This window comes from Larkinella insperata, from assembly GCF_026248825.1.
Classification (GTDB): domain Bacteria; phylum Bacteroidota; class Bacteroidia; order Cytophagales; family Spirosomataceae; genus Larkinella; species Larkinella insperata.
On record NZ_CP110973.1, the window covers coordinates 4581536 to 4598652 of the forward strand.

General features: G+C 54.6%; 12 protein-coding genes and 1 pseudogene. 3 read left to right on the top strand and 10 right to left on the bottom strand.

Annotation, left to right across the window (positions count from 1 at the left end):
• Window positions 1-43 precede the first annotated feature (43 nt).
• From OQ371_RS18590 to OQ371_RS18635, 10 genes and pseudogenes are all read right to left on the bottom strand, one after another.
• Window positions 44-2185, bottom strand: a complete 2142-nt coding sequence (locus OQ371_RS18590; RefSeq protein ID WP_265989732.1) for a ferredoxin-like domain-containing protein — start codon at window positions 2183-2185, stop codon at window positions 44-46.
• A gap of 290 nt (window positions 2186-2475) precedes the next feature.
• The gene (locus tag OQ371_RS18595; RefSeq protein WP_265989734.1) at window positions 2476-3729 is read right to left on the bottom strand and encodes a sulfate adenylyltransferase subunit 1; all 1254 of its coding nucleotides are present in this window, start codon (window positions 3727-3729) and stop codon (window positions 2476-2478) included.
• A gap of 2 nt (window positions 3730-3731) precedes the next feature.
• Window positions 3732-3968 (bottom strand): annotated as a pseudogene (locus OQ371_RS18600) (HepT-like ribonuclease domain-containing protein); the annotation flags it as partial.
• Between the two features lie 190 nt (window positions 3969-4158).
• Window positions 4159-4449 (bottom strand): nucleotidyltransferase family protein, encoded by a 291-nt coding sequence (locus tag OQ371_RS18605; protein WP_265989735.1) that lies wholly within the window; start codon window positions 4447-4449, stop codon window positions 4159-4161.
• A gap of 18 nt (window positions 4450-4467) precedes the next feature.
• Window positions 4468-5379, bottom strand: a complete 912-nt coding sequence (gene cysD / locus OQ371_RS18610) for a sulfate adenylyltransferase subunit CysD (protein ID WP_265989736.1) — start codon at window positions 5377-5379, stop codon at window positions 4468-4470.
• Window positions 5380-5484: 105 nt separating this feature from the next.
• Complete coding sequence (locus OQ371_RS18615; protein ID WP_265989737.1) at window positions 5485-6198, bottom strand: phosphoadenylyl-sulfate reductase; 714 nt, start codon at window positions 6196-6198, stop codon at window positions 5485-5487.
• Window positions 6199-6250: 52 nt separating this feature from the next.
• Window positions 6251-7369: a Gfo/Idh/MocA family protein gene (locus OQ371_RS18620; protein ID WP_265989738.1), complete on the bottom strand. Its 1119-nt coding sequence runs from the start codon at window positions 7367-7369 to the stop codon at window positions 6251-6253.
• A gap of 41 nt (window positions 7370-7410) precedes the next feature.
• Complete coding sequence (locus tag OQ371_RS18625; protein WP_265989739.1) at window positions 7411-8607, bottom strand: trans-sulfuration enzyme family protein; 1197 nt, start codon at window positions 8605-8607, stop codon at window positions 7411-7413.
• Window positions 8608-8699: 92 nt separating this feature from the next.
• Complete coding sequence (locus OQ371_RS18630; protein ID WP_265989740.1) at window positions 8700-9758, bottom strand: sulfite exporter TauE/SafE family protein; 1059 nt, start codon at window positions 9756-9758, stop codon at window positions 8700-8702.
• A gap of 226 nt (window positions 9759-9984) precedes the next feature.
• Window positions 9985-11157, bottom strand: a complete 1173-nt coding sequence (locus OQ371_RS18635; protein WP_265989742.1) for a S8 family serine peptidase — start codon at window positions 11155-11157, stop codon at window positions 9985-9987.
• Between the two features lie 202 nt (window positions 11158-11359).
• On the opposite strand from OQ371_RS18635, the gene OQ371_RS18640 reads away from it, so the two are divergent.
• The 3 genes from OQ371_RS18640 to OQ371_RS18650 all read left to right on the top strand — a co-directional run bounded on the left by OQ371_RS18640 (window position 11360) and on the right by OQ371_RS18650 (window position 17091).
• On the top strand, window positions 11360-12430 hold the full coding sequence (locus OQ371_RS18640) for a plastocyanin/azurin family copper-binding protein (RefSeq protein ID WP_265989743.1): 1071 nt from the start codon (window positions 11360-11362) through the stop codon (window positions 12428-12430).
• Window positions 12431-12459: 29 nt separating this feature from the next.
• Complete coding sequence (locus tag OQ371_RS18645; protein WP_310586585.1) at window positions 12460-13962, top strand: PQQ-dependent sugar dehydrogenase; 1503 nt, start codon at window positions 12460-12462, stop codon at window positions 13960-13962.
• Between the two features lie 129 nt (window positions 13963-14091).
• On the top strand, window positions 14092-17091 hold the full coding sequence (locus OQ371_RS18650) for a leucine--tRNA ligase (RefSeq protein ID WP_265989745.1): 3000 nt from the start codon (window positions 14092-14094) through the stop codon (window positions 17089-17091).
• Window positions 17092-17117: the final 26 nt, after the last annotated feature.

Here is a 17117-nt window from a genome sequence, read left to right on the forward strand (position 1 = left end):
TTAAATCACTTTTAACGCTTACTCCATCATTCATCACTTCTTTTTAGCTGTCTTTCGCGATCACCAATTCCTGCAGTTCCGGCAGACCGTTCTGTTGGATATGCCGTTCACGGTATGCTTTCATTCGCTCAATGAAGTCCGTGGCGTTAGCAATGAACGACCGGGCAAATTCTTCGGTCGGCTCGTTTTTGTTGATGCTGAAAACCAGCGTTTTGAAATCGCCTTCCTGTTCGTGAAAACCTTCACCCAGGAAATTCTTGTCGAAATCGCTAACAACACCGTGCTGGGTGTTGGTGTTGATGTCTTTCATCATCAAACCGCCTTTCGCGCCGGTAATCAGCACGTTGTAAGCATGGTAGATGGCGTCGGCCCAGCGGCTTTCGTTGAAGGCTTCCTGCGCCCAGCTTAATTTGTCGGTGGCTTCGGTCAGCGTCGTGGCCACGAGGTCGATCACTACCCCGGCACACTCGCCGATCCCGATTTCGGTCACAAACTGTTCGGTGTGATCCCAGTCGGTATAATCTTCCTGCGACAACGTTTTCAGATCGGCCAGCGGCTTCAGCAACGCGTAGAAATAATTTTTACCCTGCCGGGCGTAGTAATCGCTGTAATACTCACCGTCAAAAGCGTTGGCATCGTAATCGTTCAGCAGCATCCGCATCGCTTCGGGACCCCGTTTGGTCGGTACCTTAACAACTTTGTCGCCAAACAGCCCTTCGCCTTTGCCGTTGAAACCGCCCCCAAGCAACACCTGCAGGGCCGGAATCACGTACGCGCCGTTCTTCACTGAACTGCTGTGGAATCCGATGTTGGCCACCGAGTGCTGCCCGCAACCGTTCATACAGCCCGAAATCTTGATTTTGATATCGTTGTTGTAAATCAAATCCGGAAATTCGGCAGTCATCATTTTTTCCAGGGCCCGCGTAATGCCGTAACTGCTCGAAATAGCGAGGTTACAGGTATCCGTACCGGGGCAGGTTGTAATGTCGGCGGCCGAGTCAAAACCCGGTTTCGCCAGTTCCAGCGCATCCAGTCCGGCAAACAGAGCGGGCAGGTTTTCCGGGCGGACAAACCGCAGCAGATAGCCTTGGTTAACCGTTACCCGAATGTCGTCACCGGCGTACTGTTTCACCAGACCCGCCAGCGCCCGGGCTTTATCCGAGTGCATATCGCCCAGCAGCACCCGCAACTGAACGGCGTACCAGCCCTTTTGCTTTTGCTCGAAAACGTTGGTTTTTAGCCAGGCCTGATACCGTTCGTCGGTCGAGAGTTCGGCGGGGTTAACGGAACTAGCGGCTTCCAGACTGAGATTTTCGGAACCCTGGCGGGTATCGATGGCGTATGTTTTATTTTTCAACGCCAGTTGTTCTTCTTCCACCCGGCGCAGCAATTCGTCCAGACCGATGTCCTGCAGCAGGAACTTCATCCGGGCTTTGTGCCGGCGGGTCCGCTCGCCGTAGCGGTCGAAAACACGGATAACGCCTTCGATGAACGGAATTACTTTATCTTCTTCCAGGAATTCGTAGGCGGTTTCGGCCATGTAAGGCTGCGCGCCCAGACCCCCGCCAACCATCACTTTAAAGCCGCGTTGACCTTCTTCGTTGATGCGCGGAACCAGCCCTACGTCGTGCATATAGCCGTAGGCGTTGTCTTTTTCGCTGGATGAGAGAGAAATCTTAAATTTCCGGCCCATCTCCTGGCAAATCGGGTTGCGCAGCAGGTAGTCGAAAATAGCGTAAGCGTAAGGGGTAATGTCAAACGGTTCGTTAGGGTCAACACCGGCGTTGGCCGAACCCGTAACGTTCCGCACGGTGTTTCCGCAGGCTTCGCGAAGGGTAATGCGGGCGTCTTCCAGATCGGCCCAAAGCTGGGGCGTATCGGCCAGTTTGACAAAGTGCAATTGAATATCCTGCCGGGTGGTAGCGTGGAGGTTACCCGTGGCGTACTTATCGGAAATGTCCGCAATTCGGATGAGCTGGTCGGCGGTGATGCGACCGTGGGGCAGCTTGATACGAATCATCTGCACGCCCGGCTGGCGTTGTCCGTAAACCCCGCGCGACAGGCGAAACTTGCGAAAATGCTCTTCGGTCATTTCGCCATCCGCAAACACACCAATCTTTTTTTCCAAGTTAAGAATGTCGCGTTTGGCAACCGGACTTACGTTATCGGTGAATTGAACAGACATAGGATATAGCTTTAGTGAGATAGTCGATAGAATTGAAAGAGTATTCTTTAGAATAAAAGGCCGGTGTTCAGCCCGGCACATTAGGGTATGGTTTACATACAAATGTACTTCTTTATGAGTTCCTAAATTCGCTACGGCGGTCCTACTTTTTATTATTGGTTATAACATTTAGTTATAATTTATGTTTACCTCGGCGTAGCAACAGAAAGGGTATTTACCAATAGAAAACGGCCCCGCTAAGGTATGCAGGGCCGTTTTTCATAGCCTGGTATTTTGCAAAAGAGTGAGTCTTACTCCGCTTCGCCCTGGAGCATCAGCGCGCCCACGGTAACATTCGAGGTTTCATCGATCAAAATAGCCCCGCCGTTCACCCGGTTTTGGGTATACGGGTCAAAGCTGATGGGTTTCGCCGTTTTGATAATCACTCTGGCTACATCGTTCAGTTTGAGTTCTTCGACGTCTTCGTTTTCTTCGTACGTATTGACGTTCAGCTGATAAACAATGTCGCGGATGGCGCAACGGGTCCGGAACGTGCCGTGCTGCAAGGTGTATTTGCTACCGACTTTCAGGGCCTTTGTATCCATCCAGCAAAGCATCGCTTCGACGTTCTGACTAACAATCGGCTGGTTGTCAGATTTGACGATGAGGTTACCCCGGCTGATGTCCACGTCGTCGGCCAGATGCAGAACAACCGACATGGGCGCAAACGCTTCGTCGTAGTGCGCTTCGGCAATTTCGATGGCGTCGATGGTCGAGGTTTCCCCGGTGGGCAGAACCGTCACGGTGTCGCCTTTGCGGAAAATACCGCTGGTAATTTTGCCGGCGTACCCCCGGTAATCGTGCAGTTCAGCGGTCTGGGGCCGGATCACGTACTGAACCGGAAAACGGGCATCGGTCAGGTTTTCGTCCTGATCAAGTACGACGGTTTCGAGGTGGCTCAACAAAGGCTGGCCTTCGTACCAGGGCATGTGGGTCGATTTGTCCACCACGTTATCGCCGTTCAGGGCGCTCAGCGGGATGTAGGTCACCTCGCCAAAATTCAGCTTCTGAGCCAGTTCGTTGTAGTGAATGCAGATGTTGGAGAAGACGTCCTGCGAATAATCCACCAAATCCATTTTGTTGACGGCTACCACAATGTGCGGAATGCCCAGCAGCGACGCAATCAGCGAATGCCGACGGGTTTGTTCCACCACGCCGTGACGGGCATCGATCAGGACCACGGCCAACTGGCAGTTGGAAGCGCCCGTCACCATGTTGCGCGTGTACTGAATGTGCCCCGGTGCGTCGACGATGATGAATTTGCGCTGGGGCGTCTGGAAATACCGGTAAGCCACATCGATGGTAATTCCCTGTTCGCGTTCGGAGCGCAGACCGTCCGTCAGCAGGGCCAGGTCAATTTCTCCCTCATCGCGGCTTTTGCTGGCGCGTTCGATGGCTTCAAGCTGGTCGGCCAGAATGGATTTGGAGTCATATAACAGGCGGCCGATGAGCGTGCTTTTGCCGTCATCAACACTGCCCGCGGTAATAAATCGGAGGAGGTCCATAATTAAACAATTGTATCGAAATCAATATGTTTGTAATAAGTACTGGCCTTGGAAAGCCGATACTCCGTCAAATCGGATACGCCAGCAGCGATCATTTCCCGAATAATGTGTTCAATCTGCTGCTTTAACTGAGGCAAGCGAGTCTGAATCGTTTCAAAGACAATCAGCTTATCAACACCGACGTAGTCGTGGGCTAACATGTTACGGAACGCCTTGATTTGCTGCCATGGGATTATTCCGTAGCGTTGTCTCGCTCTTCACTGAAACGATTGGCCTGTTCGCCAATGTGCAGTAAGTGCAGGAGACAAGCGTTAAAATCGTTCTGGCCGTTCGCTTCAAAAAACTCGAATGGATCGGAATAACCGTTCGAGTAAAGCGTGACTTTTTCGATAACTTCTAATAATCCGCAGGCAATACAGCAGGTCGTTGCTACTGCCGGGTCGCATATTTCACGTCTTTCATCGCCCGGTAGAGAATGATGGGTTCTGCAAACCGCTTTAGCATGACGTCGACCGGAATCTGCAAGTCATGCTGTAACGTATCTCGTAATTGGATTACTTGCTGATAAGGAATGTCTTCTTCGACAATCACGTCGATATCGCGAAAGGCTTCATCCCTGGCAAATGAGCCAAATACGCCAATCCGGTTTAACCCAAAACGGTCAACAATGCGGTTATTCTGCAAATACGTTTGAAACCGTTGAAAGTCGAGGGATTGCATGTTGACTCATTTTCTGCTTTAAAAATACCCACCCTTCTTCCGGTCTTCCATCGCTGCTTCGGACACCTGATCATCGATCCGGGTTTCGCCCCGTTCGCTGATGCGGGTGGCCTGAATTTCGGCAATGGCGGCTTCCAGCGTGTCGGCATCGGATTCAACAGCGGCCGTGCAGGAAATGTCGCCTACGGTCCGGAAACGCACTTTCCGCGTGACAATCTGATCCGTTTCTTCCACCTGAATCACCCCTTTGGCCGTGGCCAGTAGTTTGCCGTCGCGCAGAATCAACTCGCGTTCGTGGGCAAAATAGATGCTCGGCAGGTCGATGTTTTCGCGTTTAATGTAATTCCAGACGTCAAGTTCAGTCCAGTTGGAAATCGGGAATACGCGGACGTTCTCGCCTTTGTGAATTTTACCGTTATAAATGTTCCAGAGTTCGGGGCGTTGCAGTTTGGGGTCCCAGGAGCCAAATTCATCGCGAACCGAGAACACGCGCTCCTTGGCCCGGGCTTTCTCTTCGTCGCGCCGGGCACCCCCAATGCAGGCATCAAACTCAAATTCTTCGATGGTATCGAGCAGGGTGAACGTCTGCAGGGCGTTCCGGCTGGCGTTGCGGCCCGTCGGCTCCTTCAGTTTCTTTTCCCGGATGGTGTCTTCCACGTAACGGACAATCAGCTTCTCGCCCAGGCTGTCGGCCAGCCAGTCGCGGAAGTCAAGCGCTTCCTGGAAATTGTGGCCCGTGTCGATGTGCACAAGCGGGAACGGGAATTTGCCGGGGCGGAAGGCTTTCCGGGCCAGATGCACCAGCGTGATGGAGTCTTTCCCCCCCGAAAATAGCAGCGCAGGCCGTTCGAACTGCCCGGCTACCTCGCGCATGATGTGAATCGCTTCCGATTCAAGTTGATCTAAATAATCAAGTTTGTAGGTACTCATCGTATTCTCAGCTTACCTCCGCGTTTCTCCGCTTAGCTCCGCGAAACCAGCTCTGGAAAACTATTTCGCAGAGTTAGGCGGAGAAGAGTGGAGTTTAACAGCGGATTATTTTGCGTGTAATCCACATTCTTTTTTCGAATTGTCTTCCCACCACCAGCGGCCGGCCCGGAAATCTTCGCCTTCCTGGATGGCCCGGGTGCAGGGTTGGCAACCGATGGAGACAAAACCGCGGTCGTGAAGCGGGTTGTAGGGCACATTATTCTTGCGCACATACCCCTTCACTTCGTCAAACGTCCAGTTCATCAGCGGGTGGAACTTGAAGAGTTTATGAACGTCATCAGCTTCCAGTTGCGTCATGCCCAGACGGTTCTGCGACTGCTCGGCCCGGATGCCGGTAATCCAGATTTTATTGCCCGCCAGCGCCCGGCCCAGCGGCTCCACTTTCCGGATAAAACAGCATTCTTTGCGGTTTTCGACCGACTCGTAGAAGCTGAAGGGCCCTTTGGCGCCCAGCATTTTTTCGAGCGGTTCGCTCTTGGGGTAATACGCTTCAATCTTGGTGTCGTAGCGGCTGTTGGTTTTCTGCCAGACCTGATACGTTTCGCCAAACATGCGGCCCGTGTCCAGCGAGAAAATCCGGATCGGGATGTTGTTGGCCAGAATCAGATCCGTAATGACCTGATCCTCGTAACCAAAGCTGGTTGAAAAGACAACTTGGCCCGGAAACAGCTCGGCCAGCGTGCGCAGGCTTTCCACTTCGCTTTTGCCCGCCAGCAGTTCGCTCAGGCTTTCCAGGGTGTAAGAAGGTTCTGCTATCATAGCGTACCTACGGGTTTGGCCCGTTATTATATTGAATTAAGCTATAGTCGCACTAGTTGATGGCGATGGGTTTGCCTCCCGACTGGGCCGAACGCCGGGCCGCATCCAGGATCTCCATCACGATCATGTTCACTTTCAACGATGACAAATCATCCACCGATTTAGTTTCACCGCGTACCACTTGCGCCAGATAATCAAACGGATCGCCCACGGGGGCGTCGGTTTTGGCGGCTTCGGTGGTTTGTTCGGCTTTATCCCCTTTCAGCCGGATGCGCATTCGGGTGCCGTCCAGCGTAAACACATACCCCGTCTCGCCGTAAACTTCCATGTCCTTGCGGCTGAACGGCCAGTTCCACGACGCCTGAATCACCACCTGCGTTTTGGGGTACTCCAGAATAATGGTTGCGTCGTCGTCCACTTTCGGATACACGTCCGGTTTAATCTGTAACGTAAAGGCGCTGACCGTGCGCGGTTTTTCGCCTTTTAGCAGCCAGGTAGCCAGGTTGGCGCCGTAGCAACCAAAATCGAACAGCGCCCCCGCGCCGTTGGTCACCGGATCAGTCAGCCAGGCCACAAACTCTTTGTTCATCTGGGCCGGGCCATCGTGGCCGTCGTGCACCACAATCCGGCGGATGGGGCCGATGGCGCCTTCCTGAACCGCCATCCGGTGGGCTTTGTGGTTGCTGCCGTACCAGGTGGTTTCGTAATTGGTCAGCAGCTGGATGTTGTGCTTTTTGGCCAGCGCTTCCATTTCTTTTGCCTGTGCGATGCTGACGGCCAAGGGTTTTTCCACCATGACGTGAACACCGCGGGGCGCGCAAACCTTCACCACGTTCAGGTGGTTGCTGATCTCGTTGAACGCCGTGACGGCATCGGGGCGGGTTTTATCCAGCATTTCCTCCACCGTCGAATACAGCAGACGCTGCGGCAAACCGAACTCCTTCAAATACCGTTCGGCCACCTCCCGGTTCGGCTCGGCAATGCCCACCACCTCGATGTTGGGGTCGCCGGTTTGCCTGGCGCGGTTCAAGATCCAGCCAACGTGGGAATGCACCAATCCCACGACGCCAACGCGTACGGGTTTTTTCGTGGATTGGGCGCTCGTATTCATGCTCACGGTTTGGGCCAGCAGCCAAAGAAAAAGACAGGAAATGATTCGCGTGGTTTTCATCTGCTACGGGCCTCTATAAAAGATTACAAGTTAATTCGGGATCATCCGGCAATGGCCGACTTAACAACTTCCGCCGACTTGGTGACGGCCTGTTCAAAATCCGCGACCAGATCATCACCGTCTTCCAGGCCCACCGAAACGCGGATCAGTCCTTCGGTGATGCCCAAAACCGCTTTCTCATCCGGTTTCAGTTTGGAATGCGTGGTCGTAAACGGATTGGTAACGATGGTGCGCGTATCGCCCAGGTTCGACGAAAGCGAAGCAATTTTCAAGGATTCGAATAAGGCTTTCACCCGTTCAAAACCGCCTTCCACTTCGAACGTCACAATGGCACCCCCCGCGGCCATCTGGCGCTGGGCCAGGTCGTACTGCGGATGGGAGGGGAGGAACGGATATTTTACCGTGCGCACGTCCGGATGTTGTTCCAGGGCTTCGGCCAGTTTCAAGGCATTTGAGCAGTGGCGATCCATCCGGAGTTCGAGCGTTTCAAGGCTTTTCGACAGCGTCCAGGCGTTGAACGGCGACATCGACGGGCCGGTATGCCGGGCGAAAAACCGGATGGGCTGAATCAGTTCTTCCGGACCGACGATAATACCGCCCAGAACGCGGCCCTGTCCGTCCATGTATTTGGTCGCCGAATGCACCGAAAGGTCAGCGCCCAGATCGAGCGGGGTTTGCAGAATCGGCGTGGCAAAGCAGTTATCGACGTTCAGGATAAACCCGTATTTGTTCTTCAAACGAACCAGCATTTCCAGATCAACCAGTTCCAGACCGGGGTTCGACGGAGTTTCCAGGTACACCATTTTCGTGTTGGACTGAATGGCGGCTTCCCATTCTGCTTCCGTCGCCGTGGCGTCAACGTACGTATACGTAATGCCCCATTTGGTCAGAATTTGGGAAATGATCTGGTGGGCTGAACCGAACAGAGCCCGGCAGGCCACGATATGATCGCCCGACTGGAGCAATCCGGCCATGCTCGCGAAAACGGCGGCCATTCCGGTTGCGGTGGCGATTCCGGCCTGGGCGTTTTCGAGCATACATACTTTATCGACAAACTCCGTAACGTTCGGGTTGGAGAACCGGGAATAGATGTTTCCCTCTTCGGTTTCTTCGAAGAGAGCTTTGCCCTGCTCCGCACTTTCAAACGTAAAACTGGAGGTCAGAAACAAAGGCGTCGAATGTTCGCGGTACTGCGACTTCTTCGTCTGGATGCGGATGGCTTTCGTTTGTTTTTTCATGAATGAGAAGATAGACAAAAGAGGTGAGACAAGAGAGAATAGACGAAAAGGTGGGAAAGCCGTCTTTTGTCTTTCATCTCATCTCTCGTGTCTCATAAAACGACCGACAAAATATTACGCAAACTTACAATTATTACCACCACGCCCACCATAATCATCATGGCTTTTATGGGCAGACGGTTGGCGAGCATAGCCGCAATGGGGGCGGCAATCATACCGCCCAGCACCAGCCCCAGGATAACTTGCCAGTGCGTCAGGCCGATCAGGGTGACGAAGGTCAGGGAGCTGGCCAGTGAAATAAAGAATTCCGCCAGGTTTACCGAGCCGATGGTGTACCGGGGGTGCCGTCCGCTGGCGATCAGCGTCGAGGAAACAATCGGTCCCCAGCCGCCCCCGCCGATGGCGTCCATGGTGCCCCCAAACCAGGCCAGCAAACCGATTTTCTTGATCGGCTTTTTCTTGATTCGTTTTGCCAGGGCTTTCTGAATAATCAGAACGCCCAGAATGGCCGTGTAAACCGCTACGGCCGGTTTGATATAAACCGAATATTGTTCCAGCGACACCAGCACGTACGCACCCATGCAGGCACCAATCACACCCGGAATCAGGACGACTTTAAAGAGTTTGCTGTTGACGTTGCCAAACCGCAGGTGCATGTAACCCGAAACGCCACTGGTGAAAATCTCGGAGCTGTGCACGCTCGCGCTCACGGCGGCCGGACTCACGCCCACCGTCAGCAGCAGGGTGGAAGCCGTTACCCCGTAGGCCATGCCCAGCGCCCCGTCGATCATTTGGGCGACAAAACCGCCCGCCAGGTAATACCAGAAGTCGTTGTTCAACTCCAGCGTGCTCATGACCAGGTTGAGCCGGTCGAGCGTCAGGTAACTGAACAGCAAATGGCCGACGATCATCAGCGCCAGGGCCGAAAAGATATAGATGGCGATTTCGGTACGGTTACGCTTGCGGAGCAGAACGGAGCGGGTCGATGCGTCTTCGGCCAGATTGATGTCCGATTTCGGAAAAGCCGTACGCAACACCTCGATTTGCTCGGCGGCCGACTCACCCTGAACCGTTACTTTCAATCCGTTTAAGTTCAGCCCCACGGGCAGGGAAGGTTCCGGCGAAGAGTCGGGTGCTGAGACAGGTTGCATAACTAATTAGGTATATATAATTACTAGAGAATTCCCCTTATGAAAAACGGCATTGTAAAAATGCCGCCGGGTTTTTGAAATATTCTGCAAAGGTGGGTAATCTATTGGATTAAAGCAAGAAAACGAAACGCAGAATTCCACAAGGCAATTCGGCCAATATAAATTTTCCAATCAGCGAACCGGGCCGCTGACTGGAAAACGGTCCGAAAATTCTATTTCAGCGGACTTACTGGCCTCCGGCAATGGGGTCGGGCTTGCCGTCGGGGTCGCCCGTCACATACCCGTTGGTGGGAATGTCCCGCCCGCGAATCAGGAGCAGCCCCGCAACGTGCGGAGAAGCCATCGACGTGCCCGAGAAGGTGGCATACCGGCCGTTCAGATACGTAGACGTAATCCGCACCCCGTAGGCGCAAACATCCACCGTTGGTCCGTAATTGGAAAAGGAGGCAAACCGCCCGTTCTGGTCCATCGCCGAAACCGTGAAGACGTTGGGGTGGTTGATGTTGGCCGGGGCGTATTTCTCGGCCGATTCGCTTTCGTTGCCGGCGGCAATGGCAAACAGAATGCCTTTGTCGGCCGCGTTTTTGATGGCCCGTTCGAGGGTAGTAGAGGTGCCTTCGCCCCCGATGCTAATGTTGACCACATCCCCGGCTTTCCCGTACTGGGAAACGTGCGCCACCGCCTGCACCAGCGCCGACAGCTTGCCTTCGCCCTCGTTGTCGAGCACCCGCAGCGCCACCAGCGTAGCGCCCGAGGCAACGCCCGTTGTTCCGATGGTGTTGTTTTTGGCACCGATCACCCCCGCAATGTGGGTGCCGTGGCCGTTTTCGTCGTCGACGGTTTTGCCGGTCAGGAACGATCGGCTGCGGGCGGCATCCACGTTCAGGTCGGGGTGGTCGAGGTCGATACCGGTGTCGAGAATCCAGGCGGTTTTATCGGCGTTCAGGTCGCCCCGGCCGTAACCGGTTTGCTTCACGTTCCAGGTCAGCGTGGTCGTAACGGCCACATCGACGCAACTGCACAGGGCAATAATCCGGTCAGGTTCCACAAGTTCGACGCTCGGGTCGGCTTTCAACCGCCCGGCTTCGGCTGCGCTGACGTGGGCCAGAAAACCGGTGGATTCCCCGGAAAACAAAACCTGCGCATTCGGATCGTTCAGGCCGTGGCGCGTAAGCAACTGCTGCACCGCTGAAGCCACCCGGGCGGCCGGAGCCACTGGCAACGCATCGGTGGGTTTGTAAGTAACAAGGTAGGCGTTAGCAATAACCTGGCCGTTGTTAACCGAGGATTTAACCAGGCAGTCGCCCGTGGGACCCACGTCCTGGTCGGACTGGCACCCAATGAGAAAAGAGAAGGTAACGACGTGGAAAGCCAAAGCCGTTATCGATGTCCACCGCATGAAAAGTCAGAATAAGAAAGCTGTATACTATAAAACGTAGCGGTAGGCCAATAAATTCGGGGGGTTACGGTAAAACCTGTTTAATTAACGAAACGAAAAACCGAAAATTGCGCCGGTTTCCGGCGACCCCAGAATTTGCAAAAGCCGCACCGAAATAGTAGAAAAAGCCGTTATTTTGCTTTTTTGAATTTATTGAACCCGCATGAAAAGATTCGCAGCCGCTGGCCTTTTGTTGGCCTTATGCGGTTTGAACGTCCCGGCCGCGTTGGCCCAGGACACTACCCTGACCATCAGAGCCGTTGAGGGCCTGAAATTCGACGTACCCCGCTTGGTGGTGCGTCCCGGCACCCGGATCAACCTGACGCTGGATAATTACGACGACATGGCGCACAACCTGGTCGTAACGCTGCCCAATTCCCGGTTACGCGTGGTGAATACATCGCTGGCGCTGGGCGACCAGGCCGTGAAGCTCAATTACGTACCCCGAACCCCGGATGTGGTCGCGCACACGGCCGTGGTTGAACCCGGCAAATTCGAGAAAATCAGTTTCAGGCTCGATCAGGAAGGCGTTTATTCGTACGTCTGTACCTACCCCGGCCACGGGTTTGTGATGTACGGAGCCATTCACGTAACCCGAAGGCCGGCCTCGGTTCCGGCGCTCGACAAAGACCCAAACGTAGCCGCCAACCGGAAAGACGATACGGGGCACGCGCATCACATGCCCGACCACCCGTACGAACTCAAATACCCGGCTGTTTACCGAACCTTCATGCCCGATTCCGGCCCCGCGTCGATTGCGGTCGGTCTGACGCCCAAAGCGGCTTATTGCTGGGATGCGGGTTCGTGCCGGTTGCGCTACGCCTGGACGGGCGGCTTCATCGACCAGACCGACCACTGGGACGGCAACGGCAAGAAACCCACGCATGTTATTGGCGACGTGTATTTCCGCGATCAGGGCGGCTTCCCGATCCGCCTGGGCACCGCCGATCGTTTGCCGGAGGTCAAGTTTAAAGGCTACCGGCTGGTTAACCGGTATCCGGAGTTCCGGTATCTGGTCAACGGAATTGAAGTCCGTGAAATGATCAAACCGCTGCCAACCGGGCGGGGGCTGATCCGGCAGTTTACGCTCGGCACGGTTGCCGGACCGGTGTATTTTGTCTGCAAATCCGGCGATGGGGTGAAATACCGTCCGTCGGTGGGCAAAATTCAGGACGGGCTGGTGCGCCTGCCGGTGGGAACCAGGAGTTTTACGCTTACGATGACTGCTGAATAATGAAAAATAACATCAAAAGCTCTAATCGAGTGAAAACCGTTCTGGTCGCTTTCGTCGTAGCCGGTTTGTCGAACTTAACGGGATGGGCAAACCCGTTTTTTCCCGCCGACACGATCACGGATTATTACGAAGTGGAAACCATCCAGATGCCCAAAGGCTTGACGGCCGAAACCGATGGGCTGGCGGTGATGCCCGATGGCCGGATTGTCGCCGGGTTTCACCGGGGGGAGATCATGATCTATAACCCCAAAATCAAAACCTGGAAGCTGTTTGCCGAAGGAATTCACGATCCGCTGGGGATTATGGCCGTCAGCAACAGTGAAATTCTGGTGATGCAGCGCCCCGAGCTGACCCGCGTGAAAGACACCAACGGCGACGGCGTGGCCGATCTGTACGAAACCGTGACGGATGACTTCGGGCTGTCGGGCAACTACCACGAATTTGCGTTTGGCCCCGTCAAAGACAAAAAAGGAAATCTCTACATCGGGTTGAATACCGCTTCGAACGGGGCTGGCATCTTCCCGGAAGTGCGCGGTAAACTCGATACGCTGGGGCGTCCGGGCCGGATGTATTCCGCCGTGCCGTACCGGGGCTGGATCATGAAACTCACACCCGACGGCAAGCTGCACCCCTACGCCAGCGGTTTTCGCTCCCCCAACAGCCTCGGTTTTGACGCCAACGGCAACCTCTTTGCGGCCGATAACCAGGGCGACTGGCTGGGTACGAGTAAGTTGTACCACGTGCAGGAAGGCAAACACTACGGCCATCCGGCGAGCCTGCTGTGGAAAGAGGGATTTCCGCACGTGACACCGATCAAACTGCCGGTGAAAATGCTGGATAGTCTGCGGACGGTCGAGAGCGTGGCCTTTCCGCACAGCCGGATTGCCAACTCGCCCACGCAGCCGGTGCTGGACGAAACCGGTGGGAAATTTGGGCCGTTTGCCGGTAAAATGCTGATTGGCGAGATGGACCACCCGTACCTGATCCGGCTCATGCTCGAAACCGTCGACGGGCAGATTCAAGGGGCGTGTGCGCCGTTTCTGGCTGGCGCTGGGCTGCGCCGGGGCAACAACCGGCTGGCGTTTGCCCCCGATGGTAGTTTGTGGCTCGGCCAGACCGACCACGGCTGGGCGGGCGATGAGGGCATTCAGCGCGTTCGCTGGAAGGGCAAAACACCGCTCGAACTGGCCGACATGAAACTGACGCCGACGGGCTTTGCCCTGACGTTTACGCAGCCCCTCGATGCGGCTACGGCCCGGCAAGTCGCTAATTTCCAATTTAAACGGTATTACTATGAATACCACGAAGCCTACGGTTCCAAGCAGTTTGATGTGCAGCCGGTGGCCGTGACCAACGCCGAACTTTCACCCGATGGCAAGACCGTCACGCTGAAGCTGGCCGACCTCAAAGCCGGGTACATCTACGAACTGGAACTCGGCAAACTCCGCTCAACTACCCAGCAGAACCTCATGGGACGGCTGGTTTGTTACACGCTCAACCGACTTCAGCGAAATACACAGGCGAATCCGTAAGAAAAACGCTACTTTTGCGAGTGTGAAGTTATTTCGCAGAGTCTAGCGGAGAGAAGGAGAGTTAAGCGGAGCCTCCGCTAATCGCTATTTAACTCCGCGAAACGACTTATATTAAAAGCATTAGCGCCAATGTCCGAATACAACCATAAGAAAATTGAAGAAAGCTGGCGGGCGTTCTGGGAAAAGAACCAGACGTACCGCACCACGAACGACGCTGCCAAACCGAAATACTACATCCTCGACATGTTTCCGTACCCGTCGGGGGCCGGTTTGCACGTCGGGCACCCGCTGGGCTACATTGCTTCCGACATTGTGACCCGCTACAAACGGCTGAAAGGCTTCAACGTGCTGCACCCGATGGGCTTCGACTCCTTCGGGCTGCCCGCCGAGCAGTACGCCATCCAGACTGGCCAGCACCCGGCCATCACGACCGAACAGAACATTGCCCGCTACATCGAGCAATTGAAAAATATTGGCTTCAGCTACGACTGGAGCCGGGAAGTCCGCACGTCAGACCCGACATTCTACCGGTGGACGCAGTGGATTTTTATGGAATTATTCCGCAGTTGGTACAACAAGGAAACCGACCGGGCCGAACCGATTGAAACGCTGATCGCCCGGTTTGAAACAGCCGGTACGAGCGGAATTCAGGCCGTGGCTGATGAGGATGTTCCTCACTTCACCGCCGACGAATGGAACGCCAAGTCCGAACGCGAAAAATATGAGATTACGCTGAAATACCGGCTGACCTACGTGGCCGACGCGGTGGTGAACTGGTGCGCGGCTTTAGGGACGGTTCTGGCCAACGACGAAGTGAAAGACGGGGTGTCGGAGCGGGGCGGTTATCCGGTGGAGCAGAAACTGATGCGGCAGTGGATGATGCGCATTACGGCCTATGCCGACCGTTTGCTGACGGGGCTGGATACCGTCGACTGGTCGGATTCGCTGAAGGAACAGCAACGCAACTGGATCGGGAAGTCGACCGGTGCGGAGGTAAGTTTTCAGATTGAGCACCGCGTGGAGCGCATCAAAGTGTTTACCACGCGGCTGGACACCATTTTTGGTGTGTCGTTTATGGTGCTGGCGCCCGAACACGACCTGGTGCCGGGGCTGACCACGCTGGAGCAAAAGCCCGCCGTGGATGCCTACGTGACGGCGGCCAAGATGCGCTCCGAGCGCGACCGGATGGCGGACGCCAAAACCGTTTCGGGCGTGTTTACGGGCAGCTATTGCATCAACCCGTTCAACGGCGAACGTGTACCCATTTACTTGGCCGACTACGTGCTGGCGGGGTACGGAACCGGGGCCGTGATGGCCGTGCCGTCGGGCGACCAGCGCGACTGGGCGTTTGCCAAGCACTTCGATCTGCCAATCATCCCGATTCTGGACGCGCAGAAAGAGATTGATAAACAGGCTGACAATACCAAAGAAGGCCGGTACATCAACTCCGGAATGGTGAACGGTTTGACGTATGCCGAAGCCCTGCCGGTGCTGGTGCAGTTTCTGGAAGAACACGGCATCGGAAAAGCCAAAATCAACTACCGGATGCGCGACGCCGTGTTCAGTCGCCAGCGGTATTGGGGCGAGCCCGTTCCGGTGTATTTCAAAGACGGCCTTCCGTATTTGCTGGATGAAGCCGAATTGCCGCTGGAATTGCCCGCCGTTGATAAATACCTGCCAACCGAAACCGGCGAACCGCCCCTGGCCCGCGCCGAGGACTGGAAATACAAAGGAGAATTTGAATACGAATTGAGCACGATGCCCGGCTGGGCGGGTTCAAGCTGGTACTGGTACCGCTACATGGACCCGCAGAACGAAAGCGAGTTTGCCGATAAAGCCGCCATCGACTACTGGCGTGACGTGGATTTGTACGTCGGTGGCTCCGAACACGCGACGGGCCACTTGCTCTACAGCCGTTTCTGGAACAAATTCTTGAAGGACCGGGGCTACGTACCGGAAGAAGAGCCGTTCAAGAAGCTGGTTAACCAGGGCATGATTTTGGGACGGTCGAATTTTGCGTATCGATTCTCGCAAACGAAAGATGTTCATTTAGCTGTAGATGAAGATGAATTTGTTGTAAAAGGGAAAGAGAAGCCCGCAGATTTATTCGTATCACACGGTATCTTTAAAAAGTTAGACGGTAATTCTAACGTTGCAGAAGCCACAGATTTGTTCAAGAAAATAATTGTTGAACAACTAGGAGAGGAATATCTAAGCCAACTCGATTTTGAACCCTTCTCTGGTAAAACTATTCAAGGATTTCCTGGAACAACATTAAAGTTTGCGGACATCCATGTAGACGTTAATATAGTTGAGAATGATATTCTTGACGTAGAAGCATTTAAAAATACACGTCCAGATCTAGTTAATGAAGGGGCTAAATTCCTTCTAGAAGACGGCAAGTACATCTGTGGGGTTGAGATCGAGAAAATGTCGAAATCGAAATTCAACGTCGTCAATCCCGATACGATTGTAGAACGTTATGGTGCTGATACCCTGCGGTTGTACGAAATGTTCCTCGGGCCGCTAACCGACGCTAAACCGTGGAACACGAACGGCATCGACGGGGTGTACCGCTTCCTGAAGAAGTTCTGGCGGCTGTTCTACGAAGAACCCACGGAGAAGACGCCCGGCCGCTGGCTGGTGACCGACGAAAAACCGACGCCCGCCGAGCTGAAAGTACTGCACAAAACCATCCGGAAAGTGGCCGAGGACATTGAAAACCTGTCGTTTAACACCTCGGTGAGTGCGTTCATGGTCTGCGTCAACGAACTGTCGACCCTGAAATGCAACAAAAAGGCGGTATTGCAGGATCTGGTGGTGATCCTGGCTCCGTTTGCGCCCCACATTACGGAAGAACTCTGGGCGGCACTGGGCAACGAAGCCGGAACGCTCAGCTACGCCGAATTCCCGACCTTCAACCCGGCTTATCTGGTGGAAGACACCATCGAATACCCGGTGCAGATCAACGGGAAAGTCCGTACGACGCTGGCGTTTTCGGCGGATGCGGCCCCGAAAGATATTGAAAACGAGATTCTGGCCAACGAGGTGGTGCAGAAGTGGCTGGAAGGAAAAACGCCGAAGAAAGTGGTCGTGGTACCGAAGCGGATTGTAAACGTCGTCGTTTAATCCGGCGGATCAGAACCGTTGTTTTT